Here is a 15646-nt window from a genome sequence, read left to right on the forward strand (position 1 = left end):
ATACAGCCTTACTGGTTGAGCAGATCGGTCATCTCAGCGGCGGCGTCCTTCGTCGCCGTGGCGACGTCCTTCTGCCCGCTGAGGATCGCCTGGATCATCGAGTTGGTGGTCTTCTTCGCCTGAACGGCACCGAAGTTCGGGGTGACCGGCACGGATGCGCCGCCCTCGACCATCTGCTGCGCGAACGGAGCGACGAGCGGGTCGGTCGAGGCCAGGGCCTCCTCCATCGCGGACTGCACTCCCGGGAAATATCCGGTCTCGTCAGCCCACTTCTCGGCGAACTCGCCCGTGGTCATCAGCTTGACGAACTCCCATGCGAGGTCGGCGTTCTTGGTCGTGTTGAAGACCGACAGGTGCGAGCCGCCGAGCACGGACGGAGCGATGCCGCCGTCCTCGCCGGGGATCACGGCGGCGCCGATCTTGCCCTCGAGCTCGGGGTTGGCCTCGATCAGAGCCTTCGGGGTCCAGGAGCCCGAGAGCATCATGGCGACGTTGCCCTGCGTGAACGAGTCACGGAGGTCCGTCTCCTTCCAGGTCGTGGCCCCGGCGGAGGAGAAGCCGTGCTCGGTCGCGAGTCCGGTGTAGAACTCGATGCCGGCCTGCGACTCCTTGCTGTCGAGTTCGCTCGTCCAGGTCTTGCCGTCGAGGGTCGCGACCTCGCCGCCGGCGCCCCAGACCCAGGGGTACACCTGGAACTCCGCGTCACCCGCGACGGGGAACGGCAGCATGTCGGGCTTGGCGGCCTTGATGGCCTCGCCAGCGGTGACGATGTCGTCCCACGTCTTCGGGGCCTCGAGACCGAGCTCCTCGAACACGTCGGTGCGGTAGACGATGGAGCGGACTCCGGCGTACCAGGGCATGCCGTACAGCTCGTCTTCGTAGGTGCCGGCGACCGCGAGGCCCTCGACGAGGTCGTCACGCAGGCCGTCTTCGGCGTCGACGTACTCGTCGAGCGGCTCGAGGGCACCTGCGTCCGCGAACTCCGCGGTCCAGGTGGTTCCGGTCTCGGCGATGTCGGGCGTGGTGCCGCCGGCGATCGACGTGACGAAGCGATCGTGAGCGTCCGCCCACTGGATCTCCTCGATCTTGACCGTGGCGCCGGTCTCGTCTTCGAAGGCGCTCGAGACCTCGTCGTAGAACGCGCTCGCGTCCGGGTTCGTGCCCTTCATGATCCAGACGGTGAGCTCCTGGCCCTCTCCGTCGACGGCTCCGCCGGTGTCGGCTCCGCCGCCGGCACAGGCCGCCAGGCCCAGGGTGGCCACGGCGCCCAGCGCCACGACCGGAAGAATGCGCTTGTGCATCAGGGATCTCCTCTTTGAACGTCCTGGCGGCATCGGGTGCCTACCACGTAGGAAAAAGTATTCATCACTAACTAATTCCCTGCAAGTTATTCTCGGAAACGTCATGCGGCCGTAACATCGAGCCTCCGCGGCAGACTCGCGGCGAGTCAGCAGCCCTCAATCCTCCCATCGCGTGAGCCGACCACACGATGTCGAGGCGGAGTGAGCGCGTAGTCTCGGAGGATGGGCAGGACGCGAGCGAAGGACACCGAGCACCCGCAGGTCCGTCTCGACCACGGAGGCATCGCCCGCATCGTGCCGTCGGAGTTCACCAGCGGATTCGAGCTCATCGTCGACGACACCCCGCAGTCGCACGTCGACCTGGATGACCCCACGCACCTGCACTTCGAGTACATCGTGCGGATGGGCGCCGTGATCGACCAGCTCGCTGCCGGCCCCCTGACCGCGGTGCACCTCGGCGCGGGCGCACTGACGATCCCCCGCTACATCGATGCGACCCGCCCCGGTTCTCGGCAGCAGGTGATCGAGCTCGAGGCACCGCTGGCCACCCTCGTGCGCGAGCACCTCCCCCTGCCGCGAGGCGCGGCCATCCGGCTCCGCATCGGAGATGCCCGCGAGGGCGTCCGCCGCCTCCCCGGCGATCGTCGGCACCTGCGATCTGGTGGTGTCCGACGTCTACTCCGGAGCCCAGACGCCGGCCCACCTCACCAGCATCGAGTTCTACCGCGAACTCGCCGAACTGCTCGCGCCCGCCGGCGTGCTGCTCGTGAACGTCGCCGACGGGCCGGGCCTCGCGTTCGCCCGGCGACAGGTCGCGACGATCGCGGAGGTTCTGCCCGAGATCGGCGTCCTCGCCGACACCCAGGTGCTGAAGGGGCGCAGGTTCGGCAACCTCGTGATCGCCGCATCGGCGGCTCCCCTGCCGACCGAATGGCTGCCCAGGATGCTCGCCGCGGGGCCACATCCCGCCAAGATCGCGCAGGGTGCCGAGGTGACCGCCTTCGTGCAGGGTGCGCGCGTGGTGACCGATGCGGATGCCGTCGCCTCCCCTCGTCCGGACGCCTCGCTGTTCCTCCGCTGAGGCCTCGATCGAGATCGGATGCGGGGCCGTGGGGCGTGCCGCCCCGACGACTTCGCCGACGCGAGGCACACTTGACGGGGGACGCTGCGGAAGGAGAGCAATGAGTTTCATCCAGGGATACGACCCGGAGAGCCTTCGCGAGCTGGTCGACCTCGGTGAATGCGCCGCACGGCTGGAGGAGATCGAGAGCCAGCGGAGCCTTCCGGCACTGCTGGAGCGGGTCTGGCTGCTGAAGGTCCTCGACCGTCTGGACGAAGCGCTCCCCCTCGCCGATGAGGCCGTGCGCCAGTCGCGCATGGCGGGCACACGCAAGGACGTCCTGCGCTCGAGGGTGCTGCACGCCACGATCCTGCAGCACCGCGGCGCCCACGCCGCCGCCGAGCAGGAGCTCGCGACGTGCGCCGCCGAAGCCGAGGGACAGCGCTGGCTGTCGATCGCCGCGTTCGCGCACCACCATCACGGCAGGAACGCCTACGAGGCCGGCGACTACGAGACCGCTCGCGAGAGCTTCAAGCAGTCCCTCTTCCTGCGCCGCGAGGCCGGGGCCGAGGACCGAGAGCTCGAGACGGTGCTGCTCGCCATCGAAGCCGCCGAGCGGCGCCGCACGACGCAGCTCGTCGCGGGCTGACGGCAGCACACGCCCGCCGGTGCCCCGCTGAGGGGCGATGTCGGCGGTATGGCTTAGCCTGATCGCATGGCGGAACTTGACCGGGTGCGCGTCTGGGGCGAGGCACTGATCACGCTGCACCTCGACGACAGCTGGTCATTCGGCTTCGACCACGCGAAGCGTCGGGCGGGGCAGTGCGACTACACGAAGAAGCGCATCACCGTGTCGCGGTATCTGGCTGCGCGGTTCGAGGACGACGAGATCCATCAGGTGCTGCTGCACGAGGTGGCGCATGCCCTCGCGGGTCATGAAGCGGCCCACGGCCCGACCTGGAAGCGCGTGGCCCGAGACCTGGGCTACGTCGGCGGAACCACCCACCATGGCGAGACGGCGGTCGAACTCGCGCCGTGGGTCGGCCAGTGCCCCGCTGGTCACGTGACCTACCGCCATCGGCGTCCGTCACGCGCCACATCGTGCGCGCGGTGCTCCCGCTCGTACGACGCGCGCTACCTGTTCGACTGGACTCGGCGCGAGATCACGGCCGACACAAGGCTCGCGGCGCAGATGTCGCGCTGATCCGCGCACGACGTCGACCCGCCCCGAGCGCCGCGAACCCGCAGAGTGCGGTCAGCGCGCGTGAGGACCTGATTCCGGATCGGCCTCGGGCGAGGGTTCCTCCTGCGCTCGCTCCGAGGCTGCCGCGTCGGCGGGTGCGTCCCGGTCGACGGGAGTGTCGTCATCCTCCCGCTCCTCAGGCCGCCCGCGCGCCGCACCGACGTCGCTCGCACGCCCCGCACGCCGACGCAGGAGCGCTGCCACGGCTCGCCACCCGACGAGGAAGACGCCGAGCACGAGGGTCGTGACGATGATGAACGCGATCTGCGCGGTGTCCCCCGCCACGACCCGCAGCAGCAGCCCGCCGACCACGGTGACGAGCCAGACGACGGCACCCCAGGCCAGCGACCACGGACGACGCGGTCTCGCCGGCAGAAGCGCGGCCACGACGTGACCCAGCAGGAGGGCGACGATGAACGGCCAGGCGGTGAGCAGGAACCCGCCGGGATCTTCTCCGTGCGAGGCACGGCCGATCACGGCGAAGACGAGCACCAGGACGGCATCGACGATGAAAGCGGGGACGAACCTCATGCCATGACCCTACGTCGCGGAACACGAAACCCGTGCCGGATGCACGGCCTGTTGCCGAGCGCGTGCAGGGACGAGATCCACAGGCGCCTCACCCCCGAGCGGGGATGGCCTGCGCGCCGGGGACGACCGCAGACCGCTCAGTCGAAGGCGACGAAGAGCCCATCACGCAGCACGGGGACGACATCCAGGGCGTCGAGCTCGGCGGCGTCCGACACCGTCGTCGGCGCGGCACCGGACGCCCGCATCCGCTCGGTCGCGGCGACCCCGTCCGCGAGCTCACGCGCCGAACCGCTCGCGCTGACCATGTGGCGCAGCGCCCTCTTCAGCGCGCGGAATCCCTCGGCGGCCACGGCCGCATCGGGCGCCGTGTGGTCTATGCCGAGTTCGGTGAGCGCGGCGATGATCGAGCCGGCTCCCAGGTGGTCTTCGACCGCGAAACGCACGGCGCCCGCGGCGTCGGCTTCGCCCGCGGCGATCACGCTCACGGAAGTGCGTGACTGGTTGCGCTCCTGCAGCGTCGCGATCGCTCGTGCCACTGCCGCCGCGTTGCGAAGACTTCCGATCAGCACGACCGCGTCGCCGGCGCGGGCGGCGACCGCGGCGCCGTTGCGGGACCATTCACGCGCGTCGTCGAGCGAGACCGCGGAGCCCGACGCGACAGCGTCTGCCACCGTCGACGAGAAGCGGAGCACGTCGACCACCACGACGACATCGGCGGTCGCGAGGCGATCGAGCCCGTCGACGCCCCACTCGAGACGCACCTGATACGTGGACTGGTCGAACGGAGACGGCATCCGTCCAGCCTAGAACGACCGCCCCGGTGCCGATGCCCCGATGACCGATTCGGTCATCGGGGCATCCTCAGGCGTCGTCGTCAGTCGGCGGCCAGTGCGTCGACGGGCGCCACGCGGGTGGCGAGGCGGGTCGGCGTCGCGGCAGCCACCAGGGTCAGCACAGCGGTCGCCGCGACGATGATGACCACGGGCAGCCAGGGCACGTGCGGTGCGACGAGCCCGGCGGCCTCGAAGTCGGGCAGGGTCGGCACGGAGCCGAGCAGCGACTGCGCCGCGATCCATCCGTAGGCGATGCCCAGGATCAACCCGGTCAGCGTGGCGGCCACCGTGATGTGCGCCGCCTCGAGCAGCACCATGCGGCGCACCTGCCCATTGGACAGGCCGATGGACCGGAGGAGTCCGAGCTCGCGACGACGCTGCACGACGCCGATCGTCAGAAGGTTGACGAGACCGACCGCGGCGATCACCGCCGACACCGCCACGAGCACCATCATCACCGATGCGAAGGCGTCGAACGGGGTGAAGAACTCCGCAGGCGTCTCACCCTCGACCTGACCGATCAGCATCTGCTTGACCGATTCGAGCGCGACCGCGAACATCGTGACCAGTGTGACCCCCATCACGACGCCGATCGCCATGCGCGACGAGCGCTCGGGATAGCGGAGGGCATTCTCGGCCGCGAGCCGTGCCGTGGCACTCGATCCGAACATCCGCCCGACCAGACGCAGCACGGGAGGCATGAACAGCACCGATCCGAGCGCGAGTCCGGTGAAGGAGAGCAGTCCGCCGACGAAGGCGACGACCACCCCGAGCGGGTGCACGAGGCCGACGACGACCCCTGCCGCCAGCAGCACGGTGCCGGAAGCCAGCAGGATCCATGCGCCGATGTGCCGCCCGGGGCGGGACAGCTCTTCGTGAGTGCGCTCGACCGACCCGCCGATCGCCTGCAGCGGCGTGACGGCGAGGACGCGTCTGGAGCCCACCCATGCCGCCGCCCAGGTCGTGAGCGCGACGCCGACGACCGGCAAGGCGATGAACGGCTGGGCGAGAGAGAACCCCTGCGGCACGTTCTCGATCAGTCCGGAACCGATCTGCACGCCGACCGCGGCGATCACGAGGCCGGCGAGAAGCCCGAGTGCCGCGCCGATGACGCCCACCGCGAAGCCCTGCCGGCCGACCACGGCCCGCTGGGACCTCGCGGTCGCGCCGATGAGCCGCATCAGGGCGATCTGACGCGTGCGCCCGGCGATGATCGTCGAGAACGTGTTCGCGGTGACGATCGCGGCGACGTACATCGCGACGCCCGTGAGCAGCACCGAGAGCAGTCCCACGATGAACGCGAGCGTCTCGCTGTCGCCGATGAAGGGGTCGGCCTGCAGCACGGCTCCGAGGTAGGCCGTGGTCTCGACCAGCACCACTCCGAAGGCGGCCGAGAGCGCTGCGACCAGGATGCTGGCGCCCATGCCCCGGTCGCGCAGCCAGGCGAGGCGCGGACCGGTCGCGGACGTCTGCGGTACGACGGCGAGAGTCGGAGACTCGATGACGGCGCTCATGCCGCGACCTCGGCGGCGAGCATGTAGGCCGAGATCTCCTCGGCGGTCTGGCGCGGGTGGTCGGCGACGATCCGGCCGTCTCCGAGGAACAGCACCCGGTCGGCATGGCTCGCCGCGATCGCGTCGTGGGTGACCATGGCGATGGACTGTCCGTGCTCGCGGCTCGCGGTGGCCAGCAGCTGCAGCACCTCGCGCCCCGTGCGGGAATCGAGATTGCCCGTGGGCTCGTCGGCGAACACGAGATCGGGCGCCGTGGCGAGCGCACGGGCGATGGCGACGCGCTGCTGCTGGCCCCCGAGAGCTGATGCGGTCGGTGCTGCAGACGGGATCCGAGCCCGAGCGTCTGGATCAGTCCATCGATGCGCGCCTTCTCGATCGCGCTGGGTCGCCGCCCGTCGAGTTCGAACGGCAGCATGATGTTGCCGAGGGCGGTGAGCGTCGGCACGAGGTTGAACGCCTGGAAGATGAAGCCGACCCGGCGGCGGCGCAGGATCGTGAGATCGAGGTCTCCGAGCTCCGTGATCTCGGTGTCGCCGATCCAGCTCCTCCCTGCGTCGGGGTGTCGAGGCCGGCCATGATGTGCATGAGCGTGGACTTGCCCGAACCGGACGGTCCCATGATGGCGGTGAACTGTCCGCGGCGGATGCCGACGCTGACGTCGTCCAGCGCGTGGACGGTGCCCTCGCCGGCGCCGTAGGTCTTCTTGAGGTGCTGGACGCGGGCTGCGAGCCCGAGGTCGGTGGTCGTGATCTCCATGCCTTCGACGCTACGGACGCCGGCTGCTCCGCCGCGTCGGCCTGACGGCGCATCCGCCTACATCGCAAGGATGATCCCGCGGACAGGAATCAGGTCAGGCGAGTCCGTGCTCGAACGCGAAGACCACCAGCTGCACCCGGTCGCGGAGGGTGAGCTTCGTCAGGATGCGGCTGATGTGGGTCTTGACGGTCGCCTCGCTGAGATATTCGCGAGCGGCGATCTCGGAGTTCGAGAGCCCCCGGGCGGCGAGCGCGAAGATCTCGCGCTCACGCTCGGTCAGCGCGGAGAACTGCACCGGCACCGGCTTCGGCTCCTCGGCGAAGTGCTCGAACAGCTCGCGGGTCGCCGACGCGGCGATGACGCTCGAGCCCGCGTGGACGGTGCGGATCGCGGCGAGGAGGAACTCGGGGTCGGCGTCCTTCAGGAGGAATCCGCTCGCCCCCTGACGGATCGCGCGAGCGGCGGCCTCGTCGAGGTCGAAGGTCGTGAGCATGACGATGCGCGGCGGGTCGGGCTGAGCGAGGATCTCGGCGGTCGCAGCGAGCCCGTCCATGACCGGCATCCTGATGTCCATCAGCACCACGTCCGGTCGAGTCGCGTGCACGAGAGCGACGGCTTCGCGGCCATCGCCCGCTTCTCCGACGACGTCGAGGTCGGGCTGCGAGGCGAGCAGCATGCGGACTCCGGCGCGGAACAGCGCCTGATCATCGACGAGGACGACCCTGATCATGCGACTTCTCCGATCGGGAGCGAGGCGCGGACGACGAACTGCGCTCCCTGGCGCTCCGCCTGAAGGCTACCGCCGACGAGCTGCGCCCGTTCACGCATGCCGATCACCCCGTGACCGCCGCCGATCTGCGGCTGATCCCGTCCCACGGTGTTGCGCACCTGGATGTCGACACGGTCGGGAAGCCACGCGAGGTGCACGTCGACCGCGCCGTCGCCGTGACGGATGGCGTTCGTGAGCGCCTCCTGGAGGATCCGGTACACCGCGAGCTGGATGGCTCCCGGCGGCTCCCCCGGCGGCATCGGATCGACGGTGATCCGGGGCTCGACTCCCGCCTGACGCACCTGCGCGAACAGCGACTCGAGGTCTGCGAGCGTCGGCTGGGGACCGTCCCCCTGTCGGTGGCGCAGCTGCGTGAGCAGCAGACGCACGTCGCTCAGGGCGCTGCGAGCGGTCTGGGCGATGGTCCCGAGGGCCTCGGTGGCCATCTCGGGCTTCGCGGCGGCCGCATACCTGGCGCCGTCGGCCTGCGCGATCACCACGGCCAGCGAGTGCGCGACGATGTCGTGCATGTCGCGGGCGATCCGCACACGCTCCTGCTCCTCCGCCGCGAGCGACTCCGCCTTCAGCTGCGCCGAACGGGTGCTCCGCGCGCGCAGCACCACCCGCCACAGCAGACCGCAGACCCACGCGAATCCGAGCGCGAGCACCGAGACGACCAGGAGCAGCGTGCCGGTCGTCAGCTGATCCCACCCGCTGGCGCCGGAGGTGACGCCCGTGACGACGACCAGGTAGACCGCCGAGACCAGAGCACCGAGCAGCGCCGAGCCGAAACCCCACCACAGCACCGCGCGGGACCCCCAGGCGGCGGTCGCGTAGAGCACCAGGAGGATCGCCACATCGATCGGCAGCGGACCGAATCCGGACAGCATCTGCACGATCGCGCCCGCCCAGGCCACGGCGAGCGCGAGTCCGGGGGCGAGCCTGCCGATCGCGACTCCGCCGAACATCAGGATGCCCGCGGTGACGATCGCCGCGACCGCCGCACCGCTGATCCCCTCGCCGACCGCCCCCGGGCCGTAGAAGACGACGGAGAACGGCGTGAGGATGACGAAGAGCAGCGCCGCCCCGACGATGTCGAGCACGAGCGCCGTACGGGAGAGCGGGCGGATCACTCCCCACGCTACGCGGCACGGCATCCGCCTCGCATCCGCCTGCAGATGTATCCGCGGTCCGGTCAGGCGCGGGCGATGATCTCGCCGTGCGGCACGAGGTACCAGCCGTCGCCGTCGTCGGCCCAGCGCTTCCATGCGTCGCTGATCTCCTGCAGGTCGCCCCGCGTCGCCATCTCGCCGTCGACCAGCTGCCGGGCGAGCGCGGACTCGAGGATGCGATCGGCCCACATGCCGCCCCACCATGCGCGGTCCTCTGGGGTCGCGTATGTCCACGTGGAGGACGTCGCCGTGATGTCGTCGAATCCGGCGGCCCGCGCCCAGGCGAGCAGTCGACGCCCGGCATCGGGCTCGCCGCCGTTCGCTCGGGCCGCGCGACGATAGAGGTCGAGCCATCGATCGAGCTCGGGCAGGATCGGGAACCAGAGGAAGCCCGCGTAGTCGGCGTCGCGCACCCCCACGACACCACCCGGCGCCGTCACCCGACGCATCTCCCGGAGCGCCTGCACGGGGTCGCCGACGTGCTGCAGCACCTGGTGCGCATGCACGACGTCGAAGCTGTCGTCGGCGAAGGAGAGCGCATGCACGTCCTCGACCGCGAAGTCGAGGTTGTCCAGTCCCCTGCGCGATGCGAGATCGCGCGACAGCGAGAGTGCGTTCTCATCGATCTCGGTCGCCGTGACATGGGCGACGGTGCCGGCGAAGTCGATCGTGATGGTGCCTGGCCCCGCTCCGACATCGAGAAGCCGGGTGGTCTCTGTCAGGTGCGGGCGGAGGTACTCCGCCGAGTTGGAGATGTCGCGACTGCTGTGCGAGCGGAGGACGGTCTCGTGATGCCCGTGGGTGTAGGTGGCCATGGCTCAGTCTGTCAGTGCTCTTCTCGCCGCTGAAATCCGCCCTCAGTGCAGTTCGGCGACGGCCCGCCTGATCGACTCGCGGTCCGGCTTCCCTGAGGCCAGCACGGCCAGTTCGTCGACCATGATCAGCCGAGCCGGTCTCGCGTGCCTGCCGAGCTCGGCGGCGACGAGATCCCTCGCGTGCGCGAGCTGCTCGGCCTCGCTGCGCCGCAGCGCCTCGCCTCTCGGGGCGACGATGACCGAGGCCTCGCCCCATCGCTCGTCCGGCACGCCGACCACGACGGCATCGGTGAGACCCGGAACGCCGCGCACCAACCGCTCGACCCGATCGAGCGAGATGTTGATGCCGCCGGAGACGATCACGTTGTCGGCACGACCGTGCACCCGCACGACGCCGTCGTCGTAGAGCCCGAGATCGCCGGTGTGATACCAGCGGATGCCGTGCTCGTCGCGCGAGAAGTTCTTCGCCGTGAGCTCCCCGTCGCCGAGATAGCCGTCAGCGAGCATCGGACCGGCGATGCGCAACTCTCCGTCGACCGTGCGCACGGCGACGGTGTCGAGGGACGCCGTCGTAGACGCATCCCCCGCTCGTCTCGGTAGAGCCATAGGTGCGGACGAGTCGGATGCCGAGATCGGCGGCGCGGTCGCGCAGCGGTTCCGGCAGCGCCTGGCCACCCACGAGGATCGCCCGGTACGCCTGAAGGGCCGCACGCACAGGTCGGTCGTCAGCCGCATCGAGAAGCGTCGACAGCTGCGCGGGGACGAGCGAGGTGTACAGCTCGGGGATGCCGGCGGAACCGCCCGGCAGCGGGCGGAGCATCGACAGCGTCGCGTCGGCGAACGAATCGGGCGAGAACCGACCGCTCAGCGCGACAGGGAGCGTGCCTGCCATCAGAGACCGCACGATGACCTGGAGTCCGGCCACGTATCCGGCGGGCAGGGCGAGCAGCCAGCGCCCGCCGCCCACTCTCGACGCCGTCGCCTCGGCACTCGCCCGCAGCGCCTCGCCGCTCAACGCGACCCGCTTGGGGACCCCGCTGGAGCCCGAGGTGGCGATCACGACGGCCGTGCCGTCCGGCACCCATTTCGGGGCGTCTCCGAGCATCCCGAATCCGAGCGCCGGCCCGCCGTCGAGCGCGCGCGCCAGAGCGGCCCGCAGTTCGGCCGGATCCTCGGCATCCGTCGGCGTCAGCGCGACCATGTGCGTCTCGATCCGCTCAGTAGTGCCAGGGGAACGAGGTCCAGTCGGCGTCCCGCTTCTCGAGGAACGAGTCGCGGCCCTCGACCGCTTCATCGGTGCCGTAGGCGAGACGCGTGGCCTCGCCCGCGAACACCTGCTGCCCCACGAGCCCGTCGTCCACCGCGTTGAAGGCGAACTTCAGCATGCGGATCGCCGTGGGCGACTTGGTGAGCACGGTGCGCGCCATCTTCAGCGCCTCGCGCTCGAGGTCGGCATGGGGCACGACCCGGTTGACCGCCCCGGCCTCGTACGCCCGCTGCGCCGAGTACTCCTCGGCGAGGAAGAACACCTCGCGCGCGAACTTCTGCCCGGTCTGCCTCGCCATGTACGCCGATCCGTACCCCGCGTCGAAGCTGCCGACATCGGCGTCGGTCTGCTTGAACCGCGCCTCCTCGGCGGAGGCGATCGTGAGGTCGCACACCACGTGCAGCGAGTGCCCTCCGCCGGCCGCCCAGCCCGGCACGACGGCGATGACGACCTTCGGCATGAAGCGGATGAGGCGCTGGACCTCGAGGATGTGCAGGCGACCGGCGCGAGCCGGATCGTGCACGGTCGTCTCGTCATCGGAGTACTTGTATCCGTCGCGGCCGCGGATGCGCTGGTCGCCGCCCGAGCAGAACGCCCACCCGCCGTCCTTCGGACTCGGTCCGTTGCCGGTGAGGAGGACCGCGCCGATGCGGGGGTTCTGCCGTGCGTCGTCGAGTGCCCGGTAGAGCTCGTCGACCGTGTGCGGGCGGAAGGCGTTGCGCACCTCGGGGCGGTTGAACGCGATGCGCGCGACTCCGCCGTCCGTGCTCACGTGGGCGGTGATGTCGGTGTAGTCCTCGGCACCGGGCGCGAGCACCCATTCGTCCGGGTCGAACAGGTCTGAGACGAATGCGCTGGTCACAGCATCCAGCCTATTCCCGCCCGGGTTGCACACGGAGACGGCGTCGCCCCGAAGAGGCGACGCCGTCTGCGTGCGGTGATCAGCCGCGGCGAGCGCGAGCGGTCTTGATCCAGCCGTCGACGATGTCCCAGATCGGGAACGCGATGAGGGCGAACCCGGTGATCACGGTCAGGATGCGCATCGTCTCATCGGTCACGCCGTTGTCGGTGAAGACGAAGCGGAGGAACTCGGGGTTGAGCAGCTCGCCCTGCACCAGCAGCGTCAGCGACCAGACGGCGAACACCGCCGCGAGCAGGGTGTTGACCACAGCGGCACCGATCGTCCAGCGGCGCCGAGCGTAGACCACCACCGTCAGCAGCGCCTCGGCGACGAAGAGCCCGAGGAAGAACGTGATCCCCCAGGGCCACAGACCCGGGTTCAGGATCGCGATGGGATCTCCTTCCGTCGGGAAGAAGCCGATGAATGCGTCCCAGAAGACCGCGCCCACCCCCAGCACGAGGAACACGAGCGACGCGATCGCATCCGCCCTGCCGGCTCCGTTCTGGGTCGGCTCGGGCAGCTGGTCGACGTCCCACTTCACCCCGGTGTCCGCTCCGGTGCGCTCGAGGATGAAGAAGACCAGGGTCACCCAGAAGCAGACGTGCACGATGACCGAGATGCCGACCGTGACGGCGGCGGCGATCATCGTTCCGATGGGTGCGCGCTCGATCGCCTGCGCGATCGCGACACCGCCCATCGCGCACACCGGCACGATGATGAGCAGCAGCTTGAGCAGCCGCCACCACACGAGGTAGTACCGGGGTCCGATCAGGTGCAGCGGCCGGTCGGCGTAGCCGGCGGCGAGGACGCCGGGGTCGCCCAGCTCTGTGAGGACCGCCCGTTCGGCCTCGGCCGGGTCGTCCCCCTGTTCGAGTCTCGCGTCGATCGCGTCGGCGATGGATCCTTCGAGCTCGGCGCGGACGTCGTCCTGCACATCGGGTGTGAGGCTGCGGATCGTGGCGCTGATGTATCGCTCGGTGAGCGTGGCCGTCGAGGGCATGTCAGTTCTCCTCAGCTGTGAGGGTCGCGATCGCCGTCGTGAGCGATCGCCATTCTTCGGTCAGGGTGTCGGCGAGCCGGATGCCGGCTTCCGATGTGCGGTAGAACTTGCGGGGCCGCGCCTCGTCGGTGTTCCACTCGCTCGTCAGGTACTCCTGCTTCTCGAGACGCCGAAGCAGCGGGTACAGCGTGTTCGCATCGGTGGCGAAGCCGCGGCGCTCGAGGTCTTCGAGCAGCCCGTAGCCGTACCCCGCCGTGCGCAGCAGCTGCAGGCACGCCAGCACCACGGTGCCGCGGCGCAGTTCCTGCAGATGCGTGTCGAGGGTCTCGTTCATGTCCGTCACATTACTGTGCGTCACACACCATTGTCAATCACACATTTATGTGAGGGACAAGGCGCGTACGGTGGTCGCATGGCGATCGAGATCCTCTGCATCGACGCGACCGATGACCGGTCCGTCGATGCATGGTGGGATGCGTACGCCACCGCCGAACGCGCGGATCGCGGCGCGGATGCCGTCGTGTGGTCGCTCGAGGAGTCGCGCAGCGAGCTGCAGCAGGAGTCGGCCGTCGTCGACCGACGCGCCTATCTGCTGCGCCACGCCGACCGGATCGTCGGCTCCGCGAGCCTCGCGCTCCCCCTGAAGGACAACACCCACGTCGCCCATCTCGCGATCAGCGTGCCGCCCGAGCACCGACGGCGCGGCATCGGCTCCGAGGCCCTCGCGTTCCTCGAGGCGGAGGTCACGGCGTCCGGTCGGACGATCGCGCAGGGGGCGACATCGTGGCGCCACGCACTCGGTTCGGAGGGCGCCGGATCGCCGGGGCGTGAGTTCGCACGCGCCCGCGGCTACAGCCTGGCCCTCGGCGACGTACAGAGCAGGCTCGACCTCCCGGTCGACCCCGCACTGCTCGACCGGATCGAGGGCGACATCGCATCGGCGATCGCTCCGTACGAGATCCGCAGCTGGGTCGGCCGCATCCCCGACGAGGTCGTGGAACGCTGGACGATCCTCGACGCCGCGCTCGAGACCGAAGCCCCGACCGGCGAACTCGCCATCGAACCCCAGAGACCCGATGTCGACAGCATCCGCGAGAGCGAGGAACTGCTCGACCGCCAGAGGCGCGTGTCATTCGGGGCCATCGCCCTCGCGGCCGACGGCGAGGCCGCGGCGTATTCGCAGCTCGTCGTGTCGACCGACGACGGCAACGCCTATCAGTGGGGCACGCTCGTGCGCACCGCGGACCGGGGGCACCGGCTCGGCATCGCGGTCAAGGCAGCCAATCTCCGGCTGCTGCAGAGGGAGGCGCCGCAGACCCGCGCCGTCTACACCTACAACGCCGAGTCGAACGCGCACATGCTCGCCGTCAACACCGCGCTCGGGTTCCGCCCCAGCGAGCGGATGGGCGAACTGCAGAAGCGCCTGCGCTGAGGCGGACCCGTCGGCACGGCGGATCCCCGACAAGGCGTCGACAGAGCAGAATAAGCACATGCTCCCACCGCTCGCAGATCTGCTCGGCTCGGCCAGGGTCGTCTCGCTTCCGATGCACACCCGCTTCCGCGGGGTCGACAAGAGAGAGGCGCTGCTCGTCGAAGGGCCGGAGGGATGGGCGGAATTCTCTCCGTTCGTCGAGTACGACGATCTCGAGTCGGCCACCTGGCTCGCGGCGGCGATCGACTTCGCCTGGAGGACGCAGCCCGAACCTCTCCGCGAGCGCATCGGCGTGAACGCCACCATCCCGGCTGTCGAGGCGGCGCAGGTCGCCGAAGTGCTGGCCCGCTTCGCCGGCTGCCGCACCGCCAAGGTCAAGGTCGCGGAACCCGGGCAGACGCTCGCAGACGACATCGCCCGTGTGCGGGCCGTGCGCGAGGCCATGGGGCCGGAGGGTCGCATCCGCGTCGATGCCAACGGCCTGTGGAACGTCGACGAGGCCGAGCACGCCGTGCATGCGCTCAACGAGTTCGATCTCGAGTACGTCGAGCAGCCGTGCGCGACAGTGCCGGAGCTCGCCGAACTGCGCACCCGGGTGAAGTACATGGGCATTCCGGTGGCCGCCGACGAGAGCATCCGCAAGTCCTCCGACCCGCTCGCGGTCGCGCGCGAGAAGGCCGCCGACCTGCTCGTCATCAAGGCGCAGCCGCTCGGGGGCATCACGCATGCGCTGCAGATCATCACCGCCGCGGGCCTGCCCGTCGTGGTCTCCAGCGCGCTCGACACCGCGATCGGACTCTCCCAGGGTGCGGCGCTCGCCGCCGCCCTGCCGACTCTCGACTACGACTGCGGGCTCGGCACGGCATCCCTGTTCCTCGACGATGTCGCCGACCTGCGCCCGGTGGACGGCTCGATCCCGGCAGCTCGGGTCACCCCGGATCCCGATGCTTTGGCGCGGCTCGCCGCCTCGGACGACCGACGGGACTGGTGGCTCGATCGCCTCGCGCGGTGCTACGCCGTGCTCGACGCGCGCTGAGCGCCGTTCGTCTGCG

The 15646-nt window shown here is 70.0% G+C and carries 16 protein-coding genes and 3 pseudogenes; 5 read left to right on the forward strand and 14 right to left on the reverse strand.

Annotated elements, in window-relative coordinates:
- Window positions 1–8: 8 nt before the first annotated feature.
- The gene (locus ACZZ93_RS07180) at window positions 9–1301 is read right to left on the reverse strand and encodes a sugar ABC transporter substrate-binding protein (RefSeq protein ID WP_463510762.1); all 1293 of its coding nucleotides are present in this window, start codon (window positions 1299–1301) and stop codon (window positions 9–11) included.
- 222 nt (window positions 1302–1523) lie between these two features.
- Between ACZZ93_RS07180 and ACZZ93_RS07185 the strand changes: the two are divergent.
- From ACZZ93_RS07185 to ACZZ93_RS07195, 3 genes and pseudogenes are all read left to right on the forward strand, one after another.
- Window positions 1524–2382 (forward strand): annotated as a pseudogene (locus tag ACZZ93_RS07185) (spermidine synthase).
- 100 nt (window positions 2383–2482) lie between these two features.
- On the forward strand, window positions 2483–3010 hold the full coding sequence (locus ACZZ93_RS07190; RefSeq protein ID WP_056277172.1) for a hypothetical protein: 528 nt from the start codon (window positions 2483–2485) through the stop codon (window positions 3008–3010).
- Between the two features lie 66 nt (window positions 3011–3076).
- Window positions 3077–3565, forward strand: a complete 489-nt coding sequence (locus ACZZ93_RS07195) for a SprT-like domain-containing protein (RefSeq protein WP_053098888.1) — start codon at window positions 3077–3079, stop codon at window positions 3563–3565.
- Between the two features lie 51 nt (window positions 3566–3616).
- On the opposite strand, the gene ACZZ93_RS07200 is transcribed toward ACZZ93_RS07195, so the two are convergent.
- From ACZZ93_RS07200 to ACZZ93_RS07260, 13 genes and pseudogenes are all read right to left on the reverse strand, one after another.
- Entirely contained in the window at window positions 3617–4135 is a 519-nt protein-coding gene (locus tag ACZZ93_RS07200; RefSeq protein ID WP_295103537.1) for a DUF3054 domain-containing protein, read from the reverse strand.
- 137 nt (window positions 4136–4272) lie between these two features.
- Window positions 4273–4929, reverse strand: a complete 657-nt coding sequence (locus ACZZ93_RS07205) for a 2-phosphosulfolactate phosphatase (protein ID WP_463510763.1) — start codon at window positions 4927–4929, stop codon at window positions 4273–4275.
- Between the two features lie 80 nt (window positions 4930–5009).
- On the reverse strand, window positions 5010–6482 hold the full coding sequence (locus ACZZ93_RS07210) for an ABC transporter permease (protein ID WP_072590816.1): 1473 nt from the start codon (window positions 6480–6482) through the stop codon (window positions 5010–5012).
- The gene (locus ACZZ93_RS07215) at window positions 6479–6721 is read right to left on the reverse strand and encodes a hypothetical protein (protein ID WP_463511778.1); all 243 of its coding nucleotides are present in this window, start codon (window positions 6719–6721) and stop codon (window positions 6479–6481) included. The genes ACZZ93_RS07210 and ACZZ93_RS07215 overlap by 4 nt, the downstream gene beginning before the upstream one ends.
- A gap of 39 nt (window positions 6722–6760) precedes the next feature.
- Window positions 6761–6811: pseudogene (locus ACZZ93_RS07220) on the reverse strand (hypothetical protein); the annotation flags it as partial.
- Between the two features lie 19 nt (window positions 6812–6830).
- The gene (locus ACZZ93_RS07225) at window positions 6831–7238 is read right to left on the reverse strand and encodes an ATP-binding cassette domain-containing protein (RefSeq protein WP_463510764.1); all 408 of its coding nucleotides are present in this window, start codon (window positions 7236–7238) and stop codon (window positions 6831–6833) included.
- A gap of 94 nt (window positions 7239–7332) precedes the next feature.
- The gene (locus ACZZ93_RS07230) at window positions 7333–7968 is read right to left on the reverse strand and encodes a response regulator (protein WP_053098884.1); all 636 of its coding nucleotides are present in this window, start codon (window positions 7966–7968) and stop codon (window positions 7333–7335) included.
- Window positions 7965–9140, reverse strand: coding sequence for an ATP-binding protein (locus ACZZ93_RS07235; RefSeq protein ID WP_285365038.1), 1176 nt, complete (start codon window positions 9138–9140; stop codon window positions 7965–7967). The genes ACZZ93_RS07230 and ACZZ93_RS07235 overlap by 4 nt, the downstream gene beginning before the upstream one ends.
- A 62-nt stretch (window positions 9141–9202) precedes the next feature.
- Window positions 9203–9994 (reverse strand): class I SAM-dependent methyltransferase, encoded by a 792-nt coding sequence (locus tag ACZZ93_RS07240; RefSeq protein WP_463510765.1) that lies wholly within the window; start codon window positions 9992–9994, stop codon window positions 9203–9205.
- Window positions 9995–10036: 42 nt separating this feature from the next.
- Window positions 10037–11195: pseudogene (locus tag ACZZ93_RS07245) on the reverse strand (AMP-binding protein).
- A 16-nt stretch (window positions 11196–11211) separates the two neighbouring features.
- Window positions 11212–12123 carry a 1,4-dihydroxy-2-naphthoyl-CoA synthase gene (locus tag ACZZ93_RS07250; RefSeq protein ID WP_053098880.1) on the reverse strand — a complete coding sequence of 304 codons (912 nt, stop codon included), beginning with the start codon at window positions 12121–12123 and terminating at the stop codon, window positions 11212–11214.
- 79 nt (window positions 12124–12202) lie between these two features.
- On the reverse strand, window positions 12203–13162 hold the full coding sequence (locus ACZZ93_RS07255) for a permease prefix domain 1-containing protein (protein WP_463510766.1): 960 nt from the start codon (window positions 13160–13162) through the stop codon (window positions 12203–12205).
- A gap of 1 nt (window position 13163) precedes the next feature.
- Window positions 13164–13496 (reverse strand): PadR family transcriptional regulator, encoded by a 333-nt coding sequence (locus ACZZ93_RS07260; RefSeq protein ID WP_082586537.1) that lies wholly within the window; start codon window positions 13494–13496, stop codon window positions 13164–13166.
- Window positions 13497–13574: 78 nt separating this feature from the next.
- On the opposite strand from ACZZ93_RS07260, the gene ACZZ93_RS07265 reads away from it, so the two are divergent.
- Both ACZZ93_RS07265 and ACZZ93_RS07270 read left to right on the forward strand, forming a co-directional pair.
- Window positions 13575–14594: a GNAT family N-acetyltransferase gene (locus tag ACZZ93_RS07265; protein ID WP_463510767.1), complete on the forward strand. Its 1020-nt coding sequence runs from the start codon at window positions 13575–13577 to the stop codon at window positions 14592–14594.
- A 58-nt stretch (window positions 14595–14652) separates the two neighbouring features.
- Window positions 14653–15630: an o-succinylbenzoate synthase gene (locus ACZZ93_RS07270; RefSeq protein WP_053098876.1), complete on the forward strand. Its 978-nt coding sequence runs from the start codon at window positions 14653–14655 to the stop codon at window positions 15628–15630.
- Window positions 15631–15646: the final 16 nt, after the last annotated feature.

The organism is Microbacterium sp. AC026, from assembly GCF_979258475.1.

Bases quoted from the DNA above. Each gene is read 5' to 3' on its own strand.
- ACZZ93_RS07180 (WP_463510762.1), bottom strand. From the start codon at position 1,301: ATGCACAAGCGCATTCTTCCGGTCGTGGCGCTGGGCGCCGTGGCCACC.
- ACZZ93_RS07190 (WP_056277172.1), top strand. From the start codon at position 2,483: ATGAGTTTCATCCAGGGATACGACCCGGAGAGCCTTCGCGAGCTGGTC.
- ACZZ93_RS07195 (WP_053098888.1), top strand. From the start codon at position 3,077: ATGGCGGAACTTGACCGGGTGCGCGTCTGGGGCGAGGCACTGATCACG.
- ACZZ93_RS07200 (WP_295103537.1), bottom strand. From the start codon at position 4,135: ATGAGGTTCGTCCCCGCTTTCATCGTCGATGCCGTCCTGGTGCTCGTC.
- ACZZ93_RS07205 (WP_463510763.1), bottom strand. From the start codon at position 4,929: ATGCCGTCTCCGTTCGACCAGTCCACGTATCAGGTGCGTCTCGAGTGG.
- ACZZ93_RS07210 (WP_072590816.1), bottom strand. From the start codon at position 6,482: ATGAGCGCCGTCATCGAGTCTCCGACTCTCGCCGTCGTACCGCAGACG.
- ACZZ93_RS07225 (WP_463510764.1), bottom strand. From the start codon at position 7,238: ATGGAGATCACGACCACCGACCTCGGGCTCGCAGCCCGCGTCCAGCAC.
- ACZZ93_RS07230 (WP_053098884.1), bottom strand. From the start codon at position 7,968: ATGATCAGGGTCGTCCTCGTCGATGATCAGGCGCTGTTCCGCGCCGGA.
- ACZZ93_RS07240 (WP_463510765.1), bottom strand. From the start codon at position 9,994: ATGGCCACCTACACCCACGGGCATCACGAGACCGTCCTCCGCTCGCAC.
- ACZZ93_RS07255 (WP_463510766.1), bottom strand. From the start codon at position 13,162: ATGCCCTCGACGGCCACGCTCACCGAGCGATACATCAGCGCCACGATC.
- ACZZ93_RS07260 (WP_082586537.1), bottom strand. From the start codon at position 13,496: ATGAACGAGACCCTCGACACGCATCTGCAGGAACTGCGCCGCGGCACC.
- ACZZ93_RS07265 (WP_463510767.1), top strand. From the start codon at position 13,575: ATGGCGATCGAGATCCTCTGCATCGACGCGACCGATGACCGGTCCGTC.
- ACZZ93_RS07270 (WP_053098876.1), top strand. From the start codon at position 14,653: ATGCTCCCACCGCTCGCAGATCTGCTCGGCTCGGCCAGGGTCGTCTCG.